The organism is Kitasatospora sp. NPDC059747, from assembly GCF_042732955.1.
Classification (GTDB): Bacteria; Actinomycetota; Actinomycetes; order Streptomycetales; family Streptomycetaceae; genus Kitasatospora.
The window spans coordinates 6,178-31,646 of record NZ_JBHWGV010000106.1; the positions used below are offsets into that span (position 1 = coordinate 6,178).

At 77.3% G+C, this 25,469-nt stretch carries 1 protein-coding gene; it reads left to right on the forward strand.

The window, feature by feature from the left end:
• Positions 1 to 114: 114 nt before the first annotated feature.
• Positions 115 to 25,469 (forward strand): type I polyketide synthase (locus tag ACFV4G_RS33775; RefSeq protein ID WP_380445999.1); only part of this gene is annotated, 25,355 nt, incomplete at its 3' end.

The window sequence follows — 25,469 nt, forward strand, 5'->3', positions numbered from 1 at the left end:
ATCGAGACTGGGCGCTGGAGTGCGGGAATGCGAGCGCCGCGCGTGCCGGGCACGCGGGCCGTCCTCAAGCGGATCCCTGCCGTTCGCCGGTCTTCCAGATGGGTTGCGTCGATGATGGACAAGGAACAGAAGCTCCGGGACTACCTCAAGCGGGCCAGCGCGGACCTCCAGCGCTCCCGGCAGCGGGTGGACGAGCTGGAGGCGGCCGCCCGGGAGCCGATCGCCATCGTGGGGATGAGCTGCCGCTTCCCCGGCGGGGTCGCGGCTCCCGAGGACCTCTGGGCGATGCTGGTCGCCGGCGAGGACGGCATCACCGGCCTGCCCGCCGACCGCGGCTGGGAGCTCGACCCGGCGGACGGGCCGGTCGACGTCCGGGGCGGGTTCCTGCAGGGCGCCGCCGACTTCGACCCGGGCTTCTTCGGCATCTCGCCGCGCGAGGCGCTGTCCATGGACCCGCAGCAGCGCGTCCTGCTGGAGGCGTCCTGGGAGGCCATCGAGCGCGCGGGCATCGACCCGAGCAGCGTCCGCGGCACCCGCACCGGCGTGTTCGTCGGCGCGATGCCGCAGGACTACCGCACCGGGCCGGACGACGACGTCCAGGGCTTCGTCCTGACCGGCAACGCGACCAGCGTGATCTCCGGCCGCCTCTCCTACGTCCTCGGCGCCGTCGGCCCGGCCGTCACCGTCGACACCGCGTGCTCCTCCTCGCTCGTCGCGCTCCACCTGGCCGCGCAGTCGCTGCGCGCGGGGGAGTGCGGCATGGCCCTCGCCGCGGGCGTCACCGTCATGTCGACGCCCACCACCTTCGTCGAGTTCGCCCGCCAGGGCGGCCTGGCATCGGACGGCCGCTGCCGCTCCTTCGCCGACTCCGCGGACGGCACCGGGTGGGCCGAGGGCGTCGGCGTGCTCGTCCTGGAGCGGCTGTCGGTGGCCCGGCGCAACGGGCACCGGGTGCTGGCCGTCGTGCGCGGCACCGCCGTCAACCAGGACGGCGCCTCGAACGGGCTCACCGCGCCCAACGGGCCGTCCCAGCAGCGCGTCATCGAGCAGGCGCTGCGCAACGCCCGGCTCTCCGCCGACCAGGTCGACGCGGTCGAGGCGCACGGCACCGGCACCGTCCTCGGCGACCCGGTCGAGGCCCAGGCGCTGCTCGCCACCTACGGGCGCGGGCGGGACCCGCAGCGCCCGCTGCTGCTCGGCTCGGTGAAGTCGAACCTGAGTCACACCCAGGCCGCGGCCGGCATGGCCGGGGTGATCAAGACGGTGCTGGCGCTGCGGCACGAGCTGCTGCCGCGCACCCTGCACGTGGACGAGCCGTCCACGCACGTCGACTGGGAGTCCGGCGCCGTCCGGCTGCTGACCGAGGCGACGCCGTGGCCGCAGGGCGCCGAGCCGCGCCGGGCGGGCGTCTCGTCCTTCGGCCTCAGCGGCACCAACGCGCACGCCATTATCGAGGAGGCCCCGGCGGCGGAGGAGACGCCGGCGGCGGAGGCGGCCGTCGACGCCGGGACGCTGCCCTGGCTGGTCTCCGGCCGCACCCCCGAGGCGCTGCGCGCCCAGGCCGAGCGGCTGGTCGCGTTCCTGGCGGCGGACGCCGAGGGCTCCGACGCCGACCTCGCCCACGCGCTCGCGACCACCCGGGCCGCCCTGGAGCACCGGGCCGTCGTCACCGCGGCCGGACGCGACGAGGCCGTCGCGGCGCTCACCGCGCTCGCGGCCGGCGAGGGCGACGGCCGGGCCGTCCTGGGCACCACCCAGGGACGCGGCAAGCTCGCCTTCCTGTTCGCCGGCCAGGGCTCGCAGCGCCTCGGCATGGGCCGCGAACTGGCCGCCCGCTTCCCGGTGTTCGCCGCCGCGCTGGACGAGGTGCTGGCCGGGTTCGACCCGGCCCTGCGCGAGGTGCTCTGGGGCGCCGACGAGGAGGCGCTGAACCGCACCGGCCACGCCCAGCCCGCGCTGTTCGCCGTCGAGGTCGCGCTGTACCGGCTGCTGGAGTCCTGGGGCGTGCGCCCGGACTTCCTGGCCGGCCACTCGGTCGGCGAGATCGCCGCCGCGCACGTCGCCGGGGTGTTCACCCTCGCCGACGCGTGCGCCCTGGTCGCCGCCCGGGCCCGCCTGATGCAGGCCCTGCCGGCCGGTGGCGCGATGGTCGCGGTGCAGGCGGGCGAGGACGAGGTCCTCCCGCTGCTCGGCGACGGCGTGTCGCTGGCCGCCGTCAACGGCCCGCGGGCCGTCGTCGTCGCGGGCGAGACCGCCGCGGCGGAGGCCGTCGGCGCGCACTTCGCCGCACTCGGGCGCAAGGTCCGGCGCCTGCGCGTCTCGCACGCCTTCCACTCGCCGCTCATGGACCCGATGCTCGACGAGTTCCGCGCCGTCGTCGCCGCGCTGGACCCGCAGGCGCCCGCGGTCCCGATCGTCTCCACCCTCACCGGCACGCTCGCCACCGTCGAGCAGCTCACCTCCGCCGGCTACTGGGCCGACCAGGCCCGCCAGGCCGTCCGCTTCGCCGACGCCACCGGCTGGCTCGGCGGCCACGGCGCCACCCTGTTCCTCGAACTCGGCCCGGACGGCGCCCTCGCCGCGCTCGCCCAGGGCGCCCTCGACGAGCCGGTGACCGCTGTCGGTGCGCTGCGCCCCGGTCGCGACGAGACCGAGGCGCTCACCGAGGCCCTCGCCGCACTGCACGTGCGCGGCGTCCCGGTGCGCTGGGACGCCTACTTCGAGGGCACCGGCGCCCGCCATGCCGAGCTGCCCACCTACGCCTTCCGGCACAAGCGCTACTGGCCAAAGAGCGCGCTCTCGCGCACCGGCGACGTCCGCGCCGCCGGGCTCGGCTCGGCCAACCACCCGCTGCTCGCCGCCGCCGTCTCGCTCGCCAACACCGACGGCCTGCTGCTGACCGGCCGGCTCTCGCTTCGCACCCACCCGTGGCTGGCCGACCACGCCGTCGACGGCACCGTCCTGCTGCCCGGCACGGCCTTCCTGGAGCTCGCCGTGCGCGCGGGCGACGAGGTCGGCTGCGAGCGCGTCGAGGAGCTGACGCTCACCGCGCCGCTGCCGCTGCCCGAGCAGGGCGGCGTGCAGGTGCAGGTGTGGGCCGGACGGGCCGACGCGAGCGGGCGGCGCACCGTCGGCGTCTACGCCCGTCCCGAGGGCGACGAGGACGCCCCGTGGACGCAGCACGCCGACGGCATCCTCGCGCCGGGTGAACAGGGCGCTGTTGCGACGGAGTTCACGGAGTGGCCGCCGGCCAGCGCCGAGGCGCTGGACCTGGACGGCCTGGACGAGCGCCTCGCGGGTGCGGGCTTCCGCTACGGCCCGGCCTTCCGCGGGCTGCGCGCGGCCTGGCGGCGCGGCGAGGACGTGTTCGCCGAGGTCGCGCTGGACGAAGGCGCGAGCGGCGAGGCCGGCGCGTTCGGGATCCACCCGGCGCTGCTGGACTCGGCGCTGCACGCGACGGCGTTCCTGGGGCTCGGCGGGGTGCCGTTCTCCTGGCAGGACGTCAGCCTGCACGCCGCGGGCGCGTCGGTGGTGCGGGTGCGGCTGTCCGCGACGGGGGACGACGCGGTCGCGGTCGAGGTCGCCGACGCGGCGGGCGGCCCGGTCGCCTCGGTCGGCTCGCTGCTGCTGCGGGCGCTCCCGGCGTTGGCCGGCGCGGGCGCCGGGCCGGTGCGGGACGCGATGTTCGAGCTGCGCTGGTCCCGGCCGCGCGGCGGCGCGCAGGCGCCCGCCTCGGTGGCCGTGCCGGACGCGGACCCGCTCGGCCTCGGCGTGCTGCCGACGGTCGGTGAGGGACCTGCCGAGGTGGTGCTCGTGCCGCTCGCGGGCGAGCCGGCCGACCCGGTCGCCTCGGCCCACGCGCTGACGGCCCTGGCCCTGGCCCGGGTCCAGCAGTGGCTCACCGCGGACACGGACGGCCGGCTGGTCTTCGTGACCCGGGGCGCCGTCGCCACCACGGCGGACGACGAGGTCACCGACCCGGCCGCCGCGGCCGTGTGGGGCCTGGTGCGCTCCGCGCAGGCCGAGCACCCGGGCCGGTTCGGCCTGGTCGACCTGGACCCGGCGGGCGGCCCGCTGCCCGAGCGCGCCCTCGGCGGCGACGAGCCGCAGCTGGCCGTGCGCGGCGGCGCCGTGCTCGCGGCCCGCCTGGCCCGCGCGGGCGCGGTGGCCGCGACCGGCGCCGACGCCGCGTGGGACCAGGACGGGACCGTCCTGATCACGGGTGGCACCGGCGGCCTCGGCGCCGTCCTCGCCCGGCACCTGGTCGCCGAGCGCGGCGTCCGCCGCCTGCTGCTCGTGAGCCGCCGCGGCGCCGCCGCCGAGGGCGCCGCCGACCTGGCGGCGCAGCTCGCCGAGGCGGGCGCCGAGGTCGCGGTCGAGGCCTGCGACCTCACCGACCGCGCCGCCGTCGAGCGCCTGGTCGCGGGCGTGCCCGCCGGGCACCCGCTGACCGCCGTGGTGCACGCCGCCGGTGTGCTCGACGACGGCGTCGTCGAGCAGCTCACCCCCGAACGGCTCGCCGCCGTCCTGCGGCCCAAGGCCGACGCCCTGTGGCACCTCCACGAGGCCACCCGCGGCCTGGACCTCGCCGCGTTCGTCGTCTTCTCGTCCTTCTCCGGCACCGTCGGCGCGGCCGGCCAGGCCAACTACGCCGCCGCCAACGCCTTCGCGGACGCGCTCGTGCGCACCCGCCGCGCCGCCGGACTGCCCGGACTCTCGCTCGGCTGGGGCCCGTGGGCCCCCGTCGGCGGCCTGACCGGCGGGATGGCCGGCGGGCTCACCGACGCCGACCTCGACCGCCTCGCCCGGCTCGGCACCCCGGCGCTCTCCGCGGCCGACGGCACCGCGCTGTTCGACGCCGCCCTCGCCCGCCCCGAGGCCGTCCTGCTGCCCGTCCGCCTCGAACTCCCGGCGCTGCGCGCCCGGGGCGAGGTGCCGCCGCTCCTGCGCGGCCTGATCCGCACCCCCTCCCGCCGCGCCGCCGTGACCGCCACCGAGGCGGCCGGCGCCCTCACCCGCCGGCTCGCCGGGCTGGACGAGCGCGCCCGCACCGAGGCGGTCGTCGACCTGGTCCGCGCCCAGGTGGCCGCCGTCCTGCGGCACGCCGACGCCGCCGAGGTCGACCCGCACCGCCCGTTCCAGGACCTCGGCTTCGACTCCCTCACCGCCGTCGAGCTGCGCAACCGCCTGAGCGCCGCCACCGGGCTGCGCACCTCCGCGACCGTCGTCTTCGACTACCCGACCGTCACCGCCCTCGCCGGGCACGTGCTGGACGGCCTGACAGGCGCGCAGGCGCCTGCCGCCGCGGCCGCCGTGCGGGCGGCGGCCGACGACGATCCGATCGTCATCGTCGGCATGAGCTGCCGCTACCCCGGCGGCGTCGCCTCGCCCGAGGACCTGTGGCGCCTGCTGCGCGAGGGCACCGACGCGATCTCCGGCCTGCCCACCGACCGCGGCTGGGACGTCGAGTCGCTCTACCACCCGGACCCGGACCACCTCGGCACCAGCTACACCCGCTTCGGCGGCTTCCTGCACGAGGCCGCCGACTTCGACCCGGGCTTCTTCGGCATGAGCCCGCGCGAGGCGCTGGCCACCGACGCCCAGCAGCGCCTGCTGCTGGAGGCCTGCTGGGAGGCGGTCGAGCGGGCCGGGATCGACCCGGTGTCGCTGCGCGGCAGCCGCACCGGCGTGTTCGCCGGCGTGATGTACAACGACTACTCCGCGCTGCTCGCGGGCGGGCGCTTCGAGGGCCACCAGGGCAGCGGCACCTCGCCCAGCATCGCCTCCGGCCGGGTGTCCTACACGCTCGGCCTGGAGGGTCCGGCCGTCACCGTCGACACCGCGTGCTCGTCGTCGCTGGTCGCCATGCACTGGGCCATGCAGGCCCTGCGCGCCGGGGAGTGCACCCTCGCCCTGGCCGGCGGCGTCACCGTGATGTCCACCCCGACCTCGCTGATCGAGTTCTCCCGCCAGCGCGGCCTCGCCCCGGACGGGCGCTGCAAGGCGTTCTCCGACCGGGCCGACGGCGTCGGCTGGTCGGAGGGCGTCGGCGTGATCGCGCTGGAGCGCCTCTCGGACGCGCGCCGCAACGGGCACCGGGTGCTCGCCGTCGTGCGCGGCTCCGCCGTCAACCAGGACGGCGCCTCCAACGGGCTCACCGCCCCCAACGGGCCGTCCCAGCAGCGCGTCATCCGCCAGGCCCTGGCCACCGCCGGGCTCGCGACGGCCGACGTCGACGTCGTCGAGGCGCACGGCACCGGCACCTCCCTGGGTGACCCGATCGAGGCCCAGGCGCTGCTCGCCACCTACGGCCAGGACCGCGAACTCCCGCTGCTGCTCGGCTCGGTGAAGTCCAACCTCGGCCACACCCAGGCCGCCGCGGGCGTCGCGGGCGTGATCAAGATGGTGCTGGCGATGCGGCACGGCGTCGTGCCCCGCACACTGCACGCGGCCGAGCCGTCCTCCCACGTGGACTGGGACGAGGGCGCGGTGGAGCTGCTGACCGAGGAGGCGGACTGGCCGGAGACCGGCCGCCCGCGCCGGGCCGGCGTGTCCTCCTTCGGCTTCAGCGGCACCAACGCCCACGTCATCCTCGAACAGGCCCCGGCCGTCGTCTCGCGGGACACCGTTCCCGCCGCGGCGGAGCCCGTCCTGCTCTGGCCGCTGGCCGGCCGCAGCCCGGCCGCGCTGCGCGACCAGGCCGCCCGCCTGCGCGCGTTCGCCACCGCGGACCCGGCGGCGAGCCCGGCCGACCTCGGCCTCTCGCTCGCGACCACCCGCTCCGGCTTCGACCACCGCGCGGTGGCCGTCGGCGCCGACCGCCACGAACTGCTCGCCGCCCTGGCCGCCCTCGCCGCGGGCGAGTCCGCCGCCGGGCTGGTCGCGGGCGAGGCCGGCGCCGGCAAGCTCGCCGTGCTGTTCGCCGGCCAGGGCGCCCAGCGCCTCGGCACCGGACGCGAACTCGCCGAGCGTTACCCGGTGTTCGCCGAGGCGCTGGACGAGGTGCTGGGCGAGTTCGGCCCCCGGCTGGAGCGCCCGCTGCGCGAGGTCCTCCACGGTGACGACGAGGAGCTGCTGAACCGCACCGGCTGGGCGCAGCCCGCGATCTTCGCCGTCGAGGTCGCGCTCTTCCGCCTGGTCGCCTCCCTCGGCGTGCGCGCCGACGTGCTGCTCGGCCACTCCGTCGGCGGGATCGCCGCCGCGCACTGCGCCGGGGTGCTGTCGCTCGCCGACGCCTGCGCGCTCGTGGCCGCCCGGGCCCGGCTCATGGACGCGCTGCCCGAGGGCGGTGCCATGGTCTCCGTCGAGGCCACCGAGGCCGAGGTGCTGCCGCGTCTGGTGCCCGGCGTGTCCGTCGCGGCCGTCAACGGGCCGCGGGCCGTGGTGGTCTCCGGCCTGGAGGACGAAGTCCTGCGCATCGCCGGGGAGTTCGCGGCCGAGGGCCGCCGGACGAAGCGGCTGCGCGTCTCGCACGCCTTCCACTCGCCGCTGATGGAGCCGATGCTGGAGGAGTTCCGGCGCACCGTCGCGGAGCTGGAGTTCCGCGCCCCGGCCATCCCGCTGGTCTCCGACAGCACCGGCGAGCTCGCCACCGAGGCGGAGCTGTGCTCGCCCGAGTACTGGGTCGAGCACGTCCGCCGGGCCGTCCGCTTCGCCGACGGCGTCCGCGCCGCCCGCGCGGCCGGCGCCGCCACCTTCCTCGAACTCGGCCCGGACGGCGTGCTGTCCGCGCTCGCCGAGGAGGTCCTGGCCGAGACCGAACCGATCGAGCACGGCGCCGTGGCGGCCGTCCCGCTGCTGCGCGCCGGCCGCCCCGAGGAGCGGACCGCCGCCCTCGCCCTCGCCGCGCTCCACGTGCGCGGCCACGCCCTGGACTGGGCCGCGCTGTACGCGGGCACCGGCGCCCGCCGCACCGGCCTGCCCACCTACGCGTTCCAGCACGAGCGCTACTGGCCCGAGGCCGAGCCCGAGGCGGCCGCCCCGGTCGCCGACCCGGCCGACTCCGCGCTGTGGGGCGCCGTCGAGCGCGGCAGCGCCGCCGAACTCGCCGGCCTGCTCGGCCTGCGCGACGAACAGCACGCCGGCCTCTACGCCCTCCTGCCCGCCCTCGCCGACTGGCGCCGCACCCGGCACGAGAAGGCCCAGCTCGACGCCGCCCGCTACCGCGTCCACTGGCGGCCCGTCCGCCCGGCGGCCGCGCCCGTGCTGGACGGCACCTGGCTGGTCGTCACCACCGAGGCCGTCGACGACGCCGAACTCCTCGACGCCCTGCGCGGCCACGGCGCCCGCCTGGAGCGCCTGGCGCCCGGCGAGGACTGCCGCGACCGCGCCGAACTCGCCCGCCGCATCGCGGACTTCGGCGAGCTCAGCGGCATCCTGTCGCTCGTCGCGCTGGCCGACCGGCCCGTCCCCGGGCCCGGCCTGCCGGAGGGCGTCGCGCTCGGCGTCGTCCTCGCCCAGGCCCTCGGCGACCTGCGCTCCGCCGCGCCGCTGTGGACCGTCACCCGCGGCGCCGTCTCCACCGGGCCCGCCGACCCGCTCACCAACCCCGTCCAGGCCGCCGCGTGGGGTCTCGGCCGGGTCGCCGCCCTGGAGCGCCCGCAGGCGCCGGGCGGGCTGATCGACCTGCCACCGGTGCTGGACGCGCCGACCGTGCAGGGCCTCGTCGGTGTCCTGGCCGGAGGTGGCCGCGGGGGAGAGGACCAGGTCGCGCTGCGCGGCAGCGCCGCCTACGGCCGCCGCCTGGTGCGGCACGCCGTCGAGGAGCTGCCCCGCGCCGAGGAGTTCACCGCCGACGGCACCGTCCTCGTCACCGGCGGCACCGGCGCGCTCGGCGCCGAGGTCGCCCGCTGGCTGGCCCGCAGCGGCGCCCGGCACCTCGTGCTCACCGGCCGCCGCGGCCCGGACGCCCCCGGCGCCGCCGAACTCGTCGCCGAACTCGCCGAGCACGGCGCCACCGCGGCCGTCGTCGCCTGCGACGTCGCCGACCGCGACGCGCTCGCCGCCGTCCTCGCCGCCGTCCCGGCCGAGCACCCGCTGACCGGCGTCGTGCACGCCGCCGGCGTCGGCCAGGCCGCCCCGCTCTCGGACACCCCGGTCACCGAGGTCGCCGCGCTCACCGCCGCCAAGCTCCACGGCGCCGCCCACCTCGACACCCTCCTCGCCGACCACGACCTGGACTTCTTCGTCCTGTTCTCCTCCGTCGCCGGCATCTGGGGCAGCGCCGGCCAGAGCGCCTACGCCGCCGCCAACGCCTACCTCGACGCCCTCGCCGAGAACCGCCGCGCCCGCGGCCTGACCGCCACCTCGATCGCCTGGGGCCCGTGGGCCGGCGCCGGCATGGCCGCCCACGAGGCCGTCTCCGACGGCCTGCGCCGCCAGGGCCTGCGCTTCCTCGCCCCGGAGACCGCGCTCACCGAGCTGCGCCGCGCGATCGTCCACGAGGACGTCGCCGTGACCGTCGCGGACGTCGACTGGGAGCGCTACGCCCCCGTCTTCACCGCCGCCCGGCCGAGCGTCCTGTTCGACGAGCTGCCCGAGGTCCGCGCCCTCGCCCGCGGCGCCGCCGCCGACGCCGGGGCCGCCTCCGGCCTCGTCCGCCGCCTGCGCGGCCTCTCCGCGGCCGAGCGCGACCGCCTGCTCGTCGACCTGGTGCGCCGCGAGGCCGCCGCCGTGCTCGGCCACGGCTCCGTCGACGGCGTGCCCGAGAAGCGCGCCTTCCGCGACGCCGGGTTCGACTCGCTCACCGCCGTCGAGCTGCGCAAGCGCCTCGCCGCGCTGACCGGCCTGCCGCTGCCCAGCACGATGGCCTTCGACCACCCGACGCCGGTCGCGCTCGCCGCCTTCCTGCGCGGCGAACTGCTCGACGGGCCGCAGGACGTGACGGCGCCGCCGGTCGCCGCCGCCGACCCGGACGAGCCGATCGCCATCGTCGGCATGGGCTGCCGCTTCCCCGGCGGCGCCGGAAGCCCCGACCAGCTGTGGCGGCTCGTCGCCGAGGGCACCGACGCCATCTCCGAGTTCCCGGAGAACCGCGGCTGGGACACCGGCCTCTACGACCCCGACCCGGATACCCCCGGCCGCACCTACTCCACCCAGGGCGGGTTCCTGCACGAGGCCGGCGAGTTCGACGCCGCGTTCTTCGGCATCTCCCCGCGCGAGGCCCTCGCCATGGACCCGCAGCAGCGCCTGCTGCTGGAGACCACGTGGGAGGCCCTCGAATCCGCGGGCATCGACCCGACCTCCGTCCACGGCAGCGCGACCGGCACCTTCATCGGGTCCACGTACCAGGAGTACGGGCTCGGCATGGACGACAGCTCCGCCGGGCACGCCGTCACCGGCACCAGCCCGAGCGTGCTCTCCGGTCGCCTGGCCTACCTGTTCGGCCTGGAGGGCCCGGCCGTCACCGTCGACACCGCGTGCTCCTCGTCGCTCGTCGCGCTGCACCTGGCCTGCCAGTCGCTGCGCGGCGGCGAGAGCTCCCTCGCGCTCGCCGGCGGCGCCACCGTCATGACCAACCCGAACGCGTTCATCGCCTTCAGCCGCCAGCGCGCCCTCGCCGCCGACGGCCGCTGCAAGGCCTTCTCCGAGGCCGCCGACGGCATGACCCTCGCCGAGGGCGTCGGCGTCGTCGTCCTGGAGCGGCTCTCCGACGCCGAGCGCAACGGCCACGAGGTGCTCGCCGTCATCCGCGGCTCCGCGATCAACCAGGACGGCGCCTCCAACGGGCTCACCGCGCCCAACGGGCCCTCCCAGCAGCGCGTCATCCGCCAGGCCCTGCACAACGCGGGCCTCACCCCCGACGACGTCGACGCCATCGAGGCGCACGGCACCGGCACGGCCCTCGGCGACCCGATCGAGGCCCAGGCCCTCCAGGCCGCCTACGGGCGCGACCGCGACCCGCAGCGTCCGCTGCTGCTCGGCTCGGTCAAGTCCAACATCGGCCACACCCAGTCGGCGGCGGGCGTCGCCGGCGTGATCAAGATGGTCCAGGCGCTGCGCCACGGCGTGCTCCCGGCCACCCTGCACGCCGGGGAGCCGTCCTCGCACATCGACTGGACGCCGGGCACCGTCACCCTGCTCGACGAGGCCACGCCGTGGCCGGCCGGCGAGCGCACCCGCCGCTGCGCGGTCTCCTCCTTCGGCATCAGCGGCACCAACGCGCACGTCGTGCTGGAGGAGGCGCCGGTCGCCGTCCCGACCCCGCTCGTCGAGGCGCCCGGCGGCGTCCTGCCGTGGGTGCTCTCCGCCCGCACCCCCGCCGCCCTGCGCGCCCAGGCCGCACGCCTCGCCGAGCACCTCGACGCCGAGCCGGACCTTCGCCCGCACGACGTCGCCCACACCCTGCTCACCACCCGCGCCCTCTTCGAGCACCGCGCCGTCGTGCTCGGCGCCGACCCCGCTGAGCTGCGCGAGGGCCTCGCCGCGCTCGCCGCCGGCGCCTCCACGCCGAACGCCGTCCAGGGCCTCGCCGAGGACGGCGGCCGCACCGTCTTCGTCTTCCCCGGCCAGGGCTCCCAGTGGGCCGGCATGGGCGCCCGGCTGCTCGACGAGTCACCGGTGTTCGCCGAGCGCATCGCCGAGTGCGCGGCGGCCCTGTCCGCGCACGTCGACTGGTCGCTGCTCGACGTGCTGCGCCAGGCCGAGGGCGCGCCCGCGCTGGACCGGGTCGACGTCGTCCAGCCCGCGACCTTCGCCGTCATGGTGGCCCTCGCCGACCTGTGGCGCGCCCACGGCATCCACCCGGACGCCGTGGTGGGCCACTCCCAGGGCGAGATCGCCGCCGCCGTCGTCGCCGGGGCGCTCTCCCTGGAGGACGGCGCCCGGGTGGCCGCCCTGCGCAGCCGGCTCATCGGCCGGGTCCTGGCGGGCTCCGGCGGGATGGTCTCGGTGCCGCTGTCCGCCGAGGAGGCCGAGGAGCGGCTGCGCTCGCGCTTCGACGGGCTCGCCGTCGCCGCCGTGAACGGGCCGCGGACCGTCGTCGTCGCCGGTCCGGCCGGTGAACTCGACGAACTGATGGCCGAGTTCGAGGCCGAGGGCCTGCGCGCCCGGCGGATCAGCGTGGACTACGGCTCGCACTCCGCCCAGGTCGAACTCCTGCGGGACGACCTGCTGGCGGACCTCGCCCCCGTGCGCCCGCGCGCCGCCGAGGTGCCGTTCTTCTCCACCGTCACCGGCGACTGGCTCGACACCACCGCCATGGACGCCGGCTACTGGTACCGCAACCTGCGCAACCCGGTCCGCTTCGACCCGGCCGTGCGGGAGCTGATGGCGCAGGGCCACGGCCTGTTCGTCGAGGTCAGCCCGCACACCGTGCTCACCATGGCGATCGAGGCCACCGCCGAGGACCGCGGCGACCGCGCCACCGCCGTCGGCACCCTGCGCCGCGACAAGGGCGGCACCGACCGCTTCCTCGCCTCGCTCGCCGAGGCCTTCGTCCGCGGCGGCCGGGCCGACTGGTCCGCCCGCACCGCCGGCGGGCGCCGCGTGCCGCTGCCCACCTACGCCTTCCAGCACGAGCACCTGTGGGCCGTCGCGCCGCGCCCCGGCGGGGAGCCGGAGGACGGCGAGTTCTGGAACGCCGTCGAGGAGGCCGACGTCGAGGCGCTGGCCGCCCGGCTGCGCATCGACAGCGGCGCGCTCGCGCCGGTGCTGCCCGCGCTGTCCGACTGGCACCGCCGCCGGCGGGAGCGCTCGACGCTCGACTCCTGGCGCTACCGGGCGACCTGGAAGCCGCTGACCGTCGCGTCCGCCCGCCTGGACGGCACCTGGCTGCTCGTCACCGCTCGGGACGGCGACGGCGAGGGCGAGGCCGCCGCAGGTGAGGACATCGCCGAGGCGCTGACCGCGCACGGCGCGACGGTCGAGCGGCTCGTCCTGGACGACACCTGCACCGACCGGCAGCGCCTCGCCGCGCTGCTCACGCACGGCGAGCTCGCGGGCATCGTCTCGCTGCTCGCCGCCGCCGAGCGGCCGAGCGAGCGCCACCCCGCCCTGCCCGAGGGCGTCGCGCTCACCCTCGCCCTGGTCCAGGCCCTGGGCGACGCCGGGCAGGACGCGCCGCTGTGGCTGGTCACCCGCGGCGCCGTCGCCGCCGGGCGCACCGACACCGTCGCCAACCCGGTGCAGGCGCAGGTCCACGGCCTCGGCTGGACGGCCGCCCTGGAACACCCGCAGCGCTTCGGCGGCGTCGTCGACCTGCCCGACGCGCTCGACCGGCGCGCCGGCGAGCGGCTGGCCGCCGTGCTGGCCGCCCGCGACGAGGACCAGGTGGCGATCCGCCCCTCCGGCGCCTATGCCCGCCGCATCGTGCGCGCCGAGGCCGCCGCCCGCCGGGAGGCCGGGCCGCTGCGCGGCACCGTCCTCATCACCGGCGGCACCGGTACCCTCGCCCCGCACCTGGCCCGCCGCCTCGCGGCCGAGGGCGCCGAGCGGATCGTGCTCACGAGCCGCCGCGGCGCCACCGCGCCGGGCGCCGCCGAACTGCTCGCCGAGCTCGCCGCCGCGGGCTGCGCGGCCGAGATGGCCGCTTGCGACCTCACCGACCGCGACGCCGTCGCGCGGATGCTCGCCGAGCTCGCCGCCGCCGGCCACGAGGTGCGCACCGTCGTGCACACCGCGGCCGTCATCGAGCTGCTGTCGATCGAGGAGACCACCCACGAGGCCTTCGCCAAGGTCCTGCACGCCAAGACCGCCGGCGCCCGCCACCTCGACGAGCTCCTGCCCGACGACCAACTCGACGCCTTCGTGCTGTACTCCTCCACCGCCGGCATGTGGGGCAGCGGCCGGCACGCCGCCTACGTCGCGGGCAACGCCTACCTCAACGCGCTCGCGGAGCACCGCCGCGCCCGCGGCGGCCGGGCCACCGCGATCTCCTGGGGCATCTGGGCCGACGACCTGAAGCTCGGCCGCGTCGACCCCGGCCAGATCCGGCGCAGCGGCCTGGTCTTCATGGACCCCTCGCTCGCCCTGGACGGGCTGCGCCAGGCCCTGGACGCCGACGAGCAGGTGCTCGCGATCGCCGACGTCGACTGGGAGCGCTACCACCCGGTCTTCACCTCCGGCCGCCCGACCGCCCTGTTCGAGGACGTCCCCGAGGTGCGCCGGCTCGCCGAGGCCGCCGAACGCCCCGCCGGGGACGGCGAGTTCGCCACCCGGCTGCGCGCCCTGCCGGCCGCCGAGCAGGAGCGCCGGCTGCTGGACCTGGTCCGGGCCGAGGCGGCCACCACGCTCGGCCACGCCTCGCCGGACGTGCTGTCCGAGCAGCGGGCCTTCCGCGACGTCGGCTTCGACTCGCTGACCGCCGTCGACCTGCGCAACCGGCTGGCCGCCGCGACCGGGCTCACGCTGCCCAGCACCCTCGTGTTCGACCACCCCAACCCGCTCGCCCTGGTGCGCTTCCTGCGCGAGAAGATCGCCGGCGCCGCCGCCGGCGGCCCCGCCGCCACCGTGGCGGGCGCAGCGCTGGACGAGCCGATCGCCATCATCGGCATGAGCTGCCGCTACCCCGGCGGGATCGCCTCGCCCGAGGACCTGTGGCGGCTCGTCACCTCGGGCGGCGACGCCATCACCGAGTTCCCGGCGGACCGCGGCTGGGACACCGAGGGGCTGTACGACCCGGACCCGGACGCGCCCGGCCGCACCTACTCGGTGCGCGGCGGCTTCCTGGAGGGCGTCGCCGACTTCGACGCCGCGTTCTTCGGCATCTCCCCGCGCGAGGCCCTCGCCATGGACCCGCAGCAGCGCCTCCTCCTGGAGACGGCCTGGGAGGCCATGGAGCGCGCCGGCCTCGACCCGTCCGCCCTGCGCGGCAGCCTCACCGGCACCTTCATCGGCGCCAGCTACCAGGACTACAGCCCCGGCGACTCCGCCCAGGACGGCGCCGAGGGCCACCTCGTCACCGGCACCATCCCGAGCGTCCTGTCCGGCCGGCTCTCCTACACCTTCGGCTTCGAGGGCCCGGCCGTCACGCTCGACACCGCGTGCTCGTCCTCGCTCGTCGCCCTGCACCTGGCCTGCCAGTCGCTGCGCAACGGCGAGAGCTCGCTCGCCCTCGCCGGCGGCATCAGCGTCATGGCCACGCCCAACGCCTTCGTCGGCTTCAGCCGCCAGCGCGCGATGGCCGTCGACGGCCGCTGCAAGGCCTACGCCGAGGCCGCCGACGGCATGAGCCTCGCGGAGGGCGTCGGCCTCGTCCTGGTCGAGCGCCTCTCCGACGCCGAGCGGCTCGGCCACCCGGTGCTCGCCGTCCTGCGCGGCTCCGCCGTCAACCAGGACGGCGCCTCCAACGGCCTCACCGCGCCCAACGGGCCCGCGCAGCAGCGCGTGATCCGCGCCGCGCTCGCCAACGCCCGGCTCGCCCCGGGCGAGGTCGACGCCGTCGAGGGCCACGGCACCGGCACGAAGCTCGGCGACCCGATCGAGGCGCAGGCGCTGCTCGCCACCTACGGCCAGGACCGCGAACTGCCGCTGCTCCTCGGTTCGGTGAAGTCCAACATCGGCCACACCCAGATGGCCTCCGGCGTGGCCGGCGTCATCAAGACCGTGCTCGCGCTGCGCAGCGGTGTGCTCCCGGCCAGCCTGCACATCGACCGGCCGTCCACGCACGTCGACTGGACGGAGGGCGCCATCGAGCTCCTCGCCGAGGCGCGCGACTGGCCCGAGACCGGGCGGGCCCGCCGCGCCGCCGTCTCCTCCTTCGGGCTGAGCGGCACCAACGCGCACGTGATCCTCGAACAGGCCCCGGCCGCCGCCGTCGCGGCCGCGCCGGCGGACGGCGACACCGTGCCCTTCGCACTGTCCGCCCGCACCGTCGAGGCCCTGCGCGCCCAGGCCGTGCGACTGCTGACCGCACTCGACGAGCGGCCCGAACTGCCGCTCGCCGACCTGGCGTTCTCCCTCGCCACCACCCGCACCGCGCTCGACCACCGGGCCGCCGTCACCACCGGCGACCGCGCCGAGCTCCAGCGCGCCCTCGCCGCCCTGCGCGACGGCCTGCCGGACGCCGCCCTCGTCACCGGCCGCGCGGCCGGCGGCGGCCTGGCCTTCCTGTTCACCGGCCAGGGCAGCCAGTACCCGGCCATGGGCCGGGAGCTGTACGACCGGTACCCGGTGTACGCGGAGGCGCTGGACGCCGTCCTCGCCCGCTTCGACCTCGGCTACGAACGGCCCGTCCGGGACGTCCTGTTCGCGGTGGAGGGGTCGGCGGAGGCCGCGCTGCTGGATGACACGGGGTATGCGCAGCCGGCGCTGTTCGCGCTGGAGGTGGCGTTGTTCCGGCTGGTGGAGTCGTGGGGTCTGCGGCCGGACTTCGTGGTCGGGCACTCGATCGGTGAGATCGCCGCGGCGCACGTGGCGGGGGTGTTCTCGCTGGAGGACGCCTGCACGCTGGTGGCGGCTCGGGCTCGGCTGATGTCGGAACTCCCCGGTGGGGGAGCGATGGTGTCCGTCGAGGCGACGGAGGCGGAGGTGCTGCCGTTGCTGACGGACGGCGTCTCCATCGCCGCCGTCAACGGGCCCACGGCGGTGGTGCTCGCGGGCGACGAGGACGAAGTCCTCCGCATCGCAGGGGAGTTCGCCGGGAGGCGTACCAAGCGCCTGCGCGTCTCGCACGCCTTCCACTCGCCGCACATGGAGCCGATGCTCGACGCCTACACCCGCGTCGCCGCCACGCTCACCTACGACGCCCCGGCGATCCCGCTCATCTCCACCGTCACCGGCGCCCCCGCCACCGCCGACGAGCTCGCCGCGCCCGACTACTGGGCCCGGCAGGTGCGCGGCACCGTCCGCTTCGCCGACGCCGTCCAGGCCCTCGCCGGCCACGGCGCCGCCGCCTTCCTCGAACTCGGCCCGGACGGCGTCCTCACCGCCGCCGCCCGCGACACCCTCGGCGACGGCGCCCGCCTCACCGGCGCGCCCGCGCTGCGCCGCGGCCGGCCCGGAGCGCCGGCCCTCACGGCCGCGCTCGCCCGGCTGGCCGTCGGCGGCCTGCGCCCCGACTGGGCGGCCATCTTCGCCGGCACCGGCGCCCGCCGCGCCGACCTGCCCACCTACCCGTTCCAGCGGGAGCGCTACTGGCCGGAGTCCCGGCCCGTCCCGTCGGCGGGATCCGACCCGGTGGACGCCGAGTTCTGGGCCGCCGTCGACCGCGGCGACCTCGGGGCGCTCGGCGCCGGGCTGGACCTCGACACCGACACCGTGACCGCCCTCTCCACCTGGCGCCGCGCCCGCCGCGAGCGCTCCACCGTGGACGCCTGGCGCTACCGCGCCTCCTGGACGCCGCTCGACGCGACGGGCGACGCCGCGGCCCGGCCCTCCGGCCGCTGGCTGGTGCTCGCGTCGGACGACGCGCCGTGGGCGGACGGGCTGGTCGACGGGGTGGTTCTCCGGGCCTCGACCGACCGGGCCGCGCTCGCCGCACAACTGCGCGAAGCGGAGGTCGGTGACGTCACCGGCGTCCTGTCCCTACTCGCCCTCGGCTCCCCGGCCGCCCCGGGCGACGACCCGCTCGCGGCCACCGTCGCCGCCGTCCAGGCCCTCGGCGAGGCAGGCGTCGAGGCCCCGCTGTGGTGCCTCACCCGCGGCGCCGTCGCCACCGGCCGCTCCGACCGGCCCGCCGACCCCCGGCAGGCCGCCGTCTGGGGCCTCGGCCGCTCCGCCGCCCTCGAACTGCCCACCCGCTGGGGCGGGCTGATCGACCTGCCGGAGCAACTCGACGACACCACGCTGCGCCGCCTGGCCGCCGCGCTCGCCCGCACCGACGGCGAGGACCAGCTCGCCGTCCGCGCCTCCGGCACCTTCGCCCGGCGCCTCGTGCGCCACCCGCTGGCTCACCCGCTGGGCCACCCGTCGGGCGGGCGCCCGGCCGCCCGGCCGTACGCGCCCGCCGGCACCGTCCTGATCACCGGCGGCACCGGCGGCCTCGGCGGGCAGCTCGCCCGCCGCCTCGCCGCCCAGGGCGCCCCGCACCTGCTGCTGCTCAGCCGCCGCGGCGCGGACGCCCCCGGCGCCGAGCAGCTGCGCGCCGACCTCGCCGCGCTCGGCGCCGACGTCACCCTGGCCGCCTGCGACACCGCCGACCGGGACGCCCTCGCGGCCGTCCTGGCCGCCGTCCCCGCCGACCGGCCGCTCACCGCGGTCTTCCACACCGCCGGCGTCGTCGCCGACGGGACCCTCGACACCCTGACCGCCGAGCACTTCGCCGAGGTGTTCCGTCCCAAGGTCGACGCCGCGCACCACCTCGACGAGCTGACCCGCGACACCGACCTCGCCGCCTTCGTCCTGTTCACCTCGACCGCCGGTACCATCGGCGCAGCCGGACAGGCCAACTACGCCGCCGCCAACGCCTCCTTGGACGCCCTCGCCGAGCAGCGCCGCGCCCGCGGCCTGCGGGCCACCGCCATCGCGTGGGGCCCGTGGGCCGGCGACGGCATGGCCGGGGCCGGCGTCGAACAGCGGGTGCGCCGCGGCGGCTACGGCCCGATGGCGCCCGAGCGCGCCCTGACCGCCCTCGGGCACGCCCTCGACCACGACGACACCGCGCTCACCGTCGCCGACATCGACTGGCAGCGCTTCGCCGCCGTCTTCACCGCGCAGCGGCCCGTCCCGCTGATCGCCCCGCTGGCCGGAGCGGCCGGCCGTCCGGCCGCGGCCGCCCCGGAGTCCGGACTGCGCCAGCGCCTCGCCGAACTGTCCGAGCAGGCCAGGGAGCGGTTCGTCCTCGACTTCGTGCGCACCCGCGTCGCGGCCGTCCTCGGCCACGCGGGCGGCGAACGCGTCGGCGCCGACCAGCCCTTCACCGACCTCGGCATGGACTCCCTCACCACCGTCGAACTGCGCAACGCCCTCACCGCCGCCACCGGCCTGAGCCTGCCCGCCACCCTGGTCTACGACCACCCGACCCCCGCCGACCTGGCCGCCCACCTCCTCGCCGAACTCCTCGGCACCCTCCCCGAACCCGACCGGGCCCCGGCCCCGCGGGACGTCTCGGACGACCCCGTCGTGATCGTCGGCATGGCCTGCCGCTTCCCCGGCGGCATCGAGTCCCCGGAGGACCTCTGGCGACTGCTCGGCGACGGCGCCGACGCCATCCGCCCGTTCCCCGCCGACCGCGGCTGGGACCTCGACGCCCTCGGCCGCGGCGGCTCCGCCACCCTCCACGGCGGCTTCCTCGACGGCGTCGGCCGCTTCGACGCCCGCTTCTTCGGCATCTCGCCCCGCGAAGCCCTCGCCATGGACCCCCAGCAGCGCCTCCTCCTGGAGACCTCCTGGGAGGCCCTGGAGCGCTCCGGCATCGCCCCCGACCGGCTGCGCGGCAGCGACACCGGCGTCTTCGTCGGCACCAACGGGCAGGACTACCTGACCGTGCTGCGCCGCGGCACCGCCGACGTCCGCGGCCACGCCGCCACCGGCAACACGGCGAGCGTCCTGTCCGGCCGCCTCTCCTACACCCTCGGTCTGGAGGGCCCGGCCGTCACCGTCGACACCGCGTGCTCCTCCGCCCTCGTCTCGCTCCACCTGGCCGCCCGCGCGCTGCGCGCCGGGGAGTGCTCGCTGGCCCTGGCCGGCGGCGCCTCGGTGATGTCCAGCCCGGACGCCTTCGTCGAGTTCACCGCGCAGGGCGGACTGGCCTCCGACGGCCGCTGCAAGCCCTTCGCCGACGCCGCCGACGGGACCGCCTGGTCCGAGGGCGCGGGCGTCCTGGTGCTGGAGCGGCTCTCGGACGCGCGGCGCAACGGGCACCCGGTGCTCGCGGTCGTGCGCGGATCCGCCGTCAACCAGGACGGCGCGTCCAACGGCCTGACGGCCCCCAACGGCCGGGCCCAGCAGCGGGTGATCCGCGCGGCCCTCGCCGACGCGGGCCTGACCGCCGCCGAGGTCGACGCCGTCGAGGCGCACGGCACCGGCACCGCCCTCGGCGACCCGATCGAGGCGCACGCCCTGCTGGCCGCCTACGGGCGGGACCGCGAACTCCCGCTCCTGCTCGGCTCGGTGAAGTCCAACCTCGGCCACACCCAGGCCGCCGCGGGCGCCGCCGGTGTGATCAAGACGGTGCTCGCGATGCAGCACGGGGAACTGCCGAAGTCGCTGCACGTCGACGCGCCCTCCCGGCACGTCGACTGGACGGCCGGCGCCGTGGAGCTCCTGACGGCCGCCCGCGACTGGCCGGCCACCGGCCGCCCGCGCCGGGCCGGCGTCTCCGCCTTCGGCGTCAGCGGCACCAACGCGCACGTCCTGCTGGAGCAGGCGCCTGCCGATCCTGAGGCAGCCGGTTCGGTGTCGGCCGTGGGCGCGGCGCCGTGGGTGGTCTCCGCCAAGTCCGAGGCCGCGCTGGACGCTTCGCTCGCGCGCCTCGCCGACGTGGACGGGCCGTCCGCGCTGGACGTCGCCCACTCGCTGGCCGCCGGGCGTGCGCTTCTCGGGCACCGGGCGGTGCTGCTGGACGGTGCGGAGGTCGCGCGCGGGGTGGCGGGAGAGCGTTCGACGGCGTTCCTCTTCTCCGGGCAGGGCTCGCAGCGGCTCGGCATGGGACGGGAGCTGTACGCCCGCTTCCCGGTGTTCGCCGAGGCCTTCGACGGCGTCTGCGCACGGCTGGACCAGTTGTTGGACCGGCCGCTGCGCGACGTGGTGTGGGGAGACGACGCGGAGCCGCTGAACCGGACGGAGTACGCCCAGGCCGGGCTGTTCGCGGTCGAGGTGGCGCTGTTCCGGCTCGTCGAATCGCTCGGCGTGCGGCCGGAGTTCGTGGCCGGGCACTCGATCGGCGAGGTGGCGGCGGCGCACGTCGCCGAGGTGTTCTCGCTGGAGGACGCGTGTGCTCTGGTGGCTGCGCGAGGCCGGCTGATGCAAGCGCTCCCGGAAGGTGGAGCGATGCTCGCCGTGGAGGCTTCGGAGGACGAAGTCCTGCCGCTGCTGGGTGAGTCCGTCTCCATCGCGGCGGTGAACGGTCCGACGTCCGTGGTGGTGTCGGGCGCTGCCGAGGGCGTCGCCGCGATCGAGGCGCACTTCGCCGACCGGCGGACCACGCGCCTGCGCGTGTCGCACGCCTTCCACTCCCCGCTGATGGAGCCGATGCTGGACGGCTTCCGGGCCGTCCTCGACGGGCTCGCCTACACGGCGCCCTCGATCCCGCTGGTCTCCAACCTGACGGGCGCGCTCGCCGACGGCGTCGAGTCGCCCGAGTACTGGGTGCGCCACGTCCGCGAGACCGTCCGCTTCGCCGACGGCGTCCGGGCGCTCGAAGAGGCGGGTGCCACCGCCTTCCTGGAGGTGGGCCCCGACGGCGTGCTGTCGGCACTCGTCCAGCGGACCGTGGACGGCCCCGTCGCCGCGCTGCAGCGCCGCGACCGGCCCGAGGAGCACTCCCTGGTCACGGCGCTGGCCCGCCTGCACGTCGCGGGCGTGCCGGTCGAGTGGACGCGGCTGTTCGACGGCACCGGTGCCCGCCGGGTCGACCTGCCCACCTACCCGTTCCAGCGCGAGCTCTACTGGCCCGAGCGCGCACCCGAGCCCGTCGCCGCCGGCGACCCGGCGGACGCCGCGTTCTGGTCCGCCGTCGAGCGCGCCGACACCGCTGCGCTGGGCACGGCGCTGGGCCTGGACGACGACACGTCGCTCGGCGCGCTGCTCCCCGCCCTCTCCGCGTGGCGCCGCCGCCGGACCGAGCGGACGGACGCGGACCGGCTGCGCTACCGGGCGGTCTGGAAGCCGTACGCGGCTCCTGCCGGGCCGGACGCCCTGCCGGGGACGTGGCTGGCGCTCGTGGCGGAGGGGCAGGACGACTCCTGGACGTCCGCGGTGCTCGCCGCGCTGGGCGCGGACGTGGTGCGGGTGACGGTCGACGCCGTGGGTCTGGCCCCGCTCGCCGGGCCGCTCGCCGGGGTGGTGTCCCTGCTCGCCGCCTCCGGCGGCGTGCCCACCGGGCTCGCCCGGCCGGACGCCCTGCTCGCCGCCCTCGGCGAGGCCGGCGTCGAGGCCCCGCTGTGGTGCCTCACCCGCGGCGCCGTCGCCGTCGGCGACACCGAGGCCCCGCAGCACGCCGCGCAGGCGGCGGTCTGGGGCATCGGCCGGGTGGCCGCCCTCGAACAGCCGGGGCGCTGGGGCGGGTTGATCGACCTGCCCGAGGTGCCCGACGACGCCCGCACGTCGGCCCGCCTGCGGGCCCTGCTGACGGCGCGGGACGGCGAGGACCAGCTGGCGCTGCGCCCGGCCGGGGCCTTCGCCCGCCGGCTCGTGCGCGCGACGACGCCCGACACGGCACGGCCGTGGACCCCGCGCGGCACGGTCCTGGTGGTCGGCGACCCGGAGGGCCACGCGGCCCCGACGGCCCGCTGGCTCGCCCAGGCGGGTGCCGAGCACGTGGTGGTGCTGACGGGAGAGTCGGTGCCGGTGGCCGGTGCGCGTGGCGACGAGTCGCCCGACGCGGCCGGGGTGCTCGATGCGGCCGGTGATCGGATAGGGGATAGGGGGAGCGAGCCCGATGCCGCTGGTGGTCAATTGCCGGCCGGGGGTGTTGAGCTCCCTGCTGCTGGTGATGGTCCGGTGGCTGAACTGCGGGCCGAGCTCGGCGAGTCCGGTACCGACCTGACCCTCGTCGTCGGCACTCCCGGTGACTCCCTCCCCGAGCTGCCGGACCTCTCCGCCGTCCTCTACACCGGCCGCTCCGGCGAGCCCGGTGACCACCTCTCCGGCCTGCTCTCCGACCTCGCGGCGCTCGACGAGGCGCTCGCGGACCGGGAGCTCGACGCCTACGTGCTGTTCGGGTCGATCGCCGGCACCTGGGGCGTCAAGGGCCGGGCCGACGAGGCCGCCGCCAGTGCGCTCCTGGACGCCGTCGCCCAGTCCCGCCGTGCCGCCGGGCGGGCCGCCACCGCCGTCGCCTGGGGCGCCTGGGCGGGCAGCACGCCCGACTCGCTGGCCGCGCACCTGCGGGCCAACGGGCTGCCGCCCGTCGCCCCCGGCCGCGCCCTGGCGGCCCTCGCCGCCGCCCTCGACGGCCCCGCCGTCACCGTCGCCGACGTGGCGTGGGAGCGCTTCGCGCCCGCCTTCGCCGAAACCCGGCCGACCCGGCTCTTCGCCGACCTGCCCGATGCCCGCGTCGCCGCGGAGCCCGAGGAGGAGACCGCGAGCCGCACCGACGCGCTGCGCGCCGGTCTGCGCGAGCGGTCGGCGGCCGAGCGCACCGAGGCGCTGCTGGCGATCGTCCGGGCCGAGTCGGCGGCCGTGCTCGGTCACGCCGACGCCGATGACGTGCCGTCCGGGCACCCGTTCAAGGACCTCGGCTTCGACTCGCTGACCGCCGTCGACCTGCGCAACCGGCTCACCACCGCGACCGGTCTGCGGCTGCCCGCGACCCTCGTGTTCGACTACCCGACCCCGGCCGCCCTCGCCGCCCACCTCCGCGCCGAACTCTTCGACGAGGCGCAGGAGCCGGAGCGCTCGGCCGTCGCGGCCGACACCGACGACCCGATCGTGATCGTCGGCATGGGCTGCCGCTACCCGGGCGGCGTCCGTTCGCCCGAGGACCTGTGGCGGCTCCTGCGGGAGGGCGCCGACGCGATCGGCCCGTTCCCGGCGGACCGCGGCTGGGACCTCGACCGGCTCGCCCACGGCGACCGCGACGGGCGCGGGCGCAGCGTCACCCAGCAGGGCGGGTTCCTGTACGACGCGGCCGAGTTCGACGCCGCCTTCTTCGGGGTCTCCCCGCGCGAGGCGATGGTCGTCGACCCGCAGCAGCGGCTCGTGCTGGAGACCGCGTGGGAGGCGCTGGAGCGCGCCGGGATCGACCCGGCGGGCCTGCGCGGCGGCGACACCGGCGTGTTCATCGGCGGCGGCAGCGGCGACTACCGGCCGGCCATCGGCCAGCTCGGGCACGTCGAGACCGCGCAGTCCGCGAGCCTGCTGTCCGGCCGGCTCTCCTACACCCTCGGGCTGGAAGGGCCCTCGGTCAGCGTGGACACCGCGTGCTCGTCCTCGCTGGTCGCCCTGCACCTGGCCGCCCAGGCCCTGCGGTCCGGCGAGTGCTCGCTGGCCCTGGCGGGCGGCGTGACGGTGATGTCGAGCCCGGTCGGGTTCGTCGAGTTCGGCGAGATGGGGGCGCTGTCCCCGGACGGGCGCTGCCGCACCTTCTCCGACGCCGCCGAGGGCACCGCGTGGTCCGAGGGCGTCGGCGTCCTGGTGGTGGAGCGGCTCTCGGACGCCGAGCGCCGGGGCCACCGCGTGCTGGCCGTCCTGCGCGGCTCCGCGATCAACCAGGACGGCGCGTCGAACGGCATCACCGCGCCCAACGGCCCGTCCCAGCAGCGCGTCATCCGGCGCGCCCTGGCCAACGCGGGCCTGACGCCCGCGGAGGTCGACGCCGTCGAGGCGCACGGCACCGGCACGAAGCTCGGCGACCCGATCGAGGCCCAGGCGCTCCTCGCCACCTACGGCCAGGACCGCGAACGGCCCGTCCTGATCGGCGCGCTGAAGTCGAACCTGGGCCACACCCAGGCGGCCTCCGGCGTGGCCGGCGTGATCAAGATGGTGCTGGCGATGCAGAACGGCGTGCTGCCGCGCACGCTGCACGTCGGCACGCCGTCCTCGCACGTCGACTGGACGGCTGGCGCCGCCGAGCTCCTCACCGAGGAGACCGCGTGGCCGGCCACCGGCCACCCGCGCCGGGCGGGCGTCTCCGCCTTCGGCGCGAGTGGCACCAACGCCCACGTCATCGTCGAGGCGCCGCCCGCGGCCGAGCCGGCCGAGGAGCGCCCGGACGACCGGCCGCTGCCCGTCCCGCTCTCCGCCGCGACGCCCGCCGCGCTGCGCGAACAGGCCGCCCTGCTGCTCGGCCACCTCGCGGCGCACCCGGAGCTGGCGGTCCGCGACCTCGGCCACTCGCTGGCCACCACCCGCACGCTGCTCGACCACCGGGCCACCGTGCTCGCCGCCGACCGCGCCGAGCTGACGCAGGGCCTGCACGCCCTCGTCGCCGGCCAGGCCGCGCCGCGGCTCGTCCAGGGCTCGGCCCTGGGCGGGAAGACCGCCTTCCTCTTCCCCGGCCAGGGCTCGCAACGCCCCGGCGCCGGGCGGGAGCTGTACGCCGCCCACCCCGTGTTCGCCGACGCGCTGGACGCCGTCCTCGCCGGTTTCGAGGGACGGCTGGCCGGGCCGCTGCGCCCGGTGCTGTTCGCGGTGGAGGGGTCGGCGGAGGCCGCGCTGCTGGATGACACGGGGTATGCGCAGCCGGCGCTGTTCGCGCTGGAGGTGGCGCTGTTCCGGCTGGTGGAGTCGTGGGGTCTGCGGCCGGACTTCGTGGTGGGGCATTCGATCGGTGAGATCGCTGCGGCGCACGTGGCGGGGGTGTTCTCGCTGGAGGACGCCTGCACGCTGGTGGCTGCTCGGGCTCGGCTGATGTCGGAACTCCCCGGTGGGGGAGCGATGGTGTCCGTCGAGGCGACGGAGGCGGAGGTGCTGCCGCTGCTGACGGACGG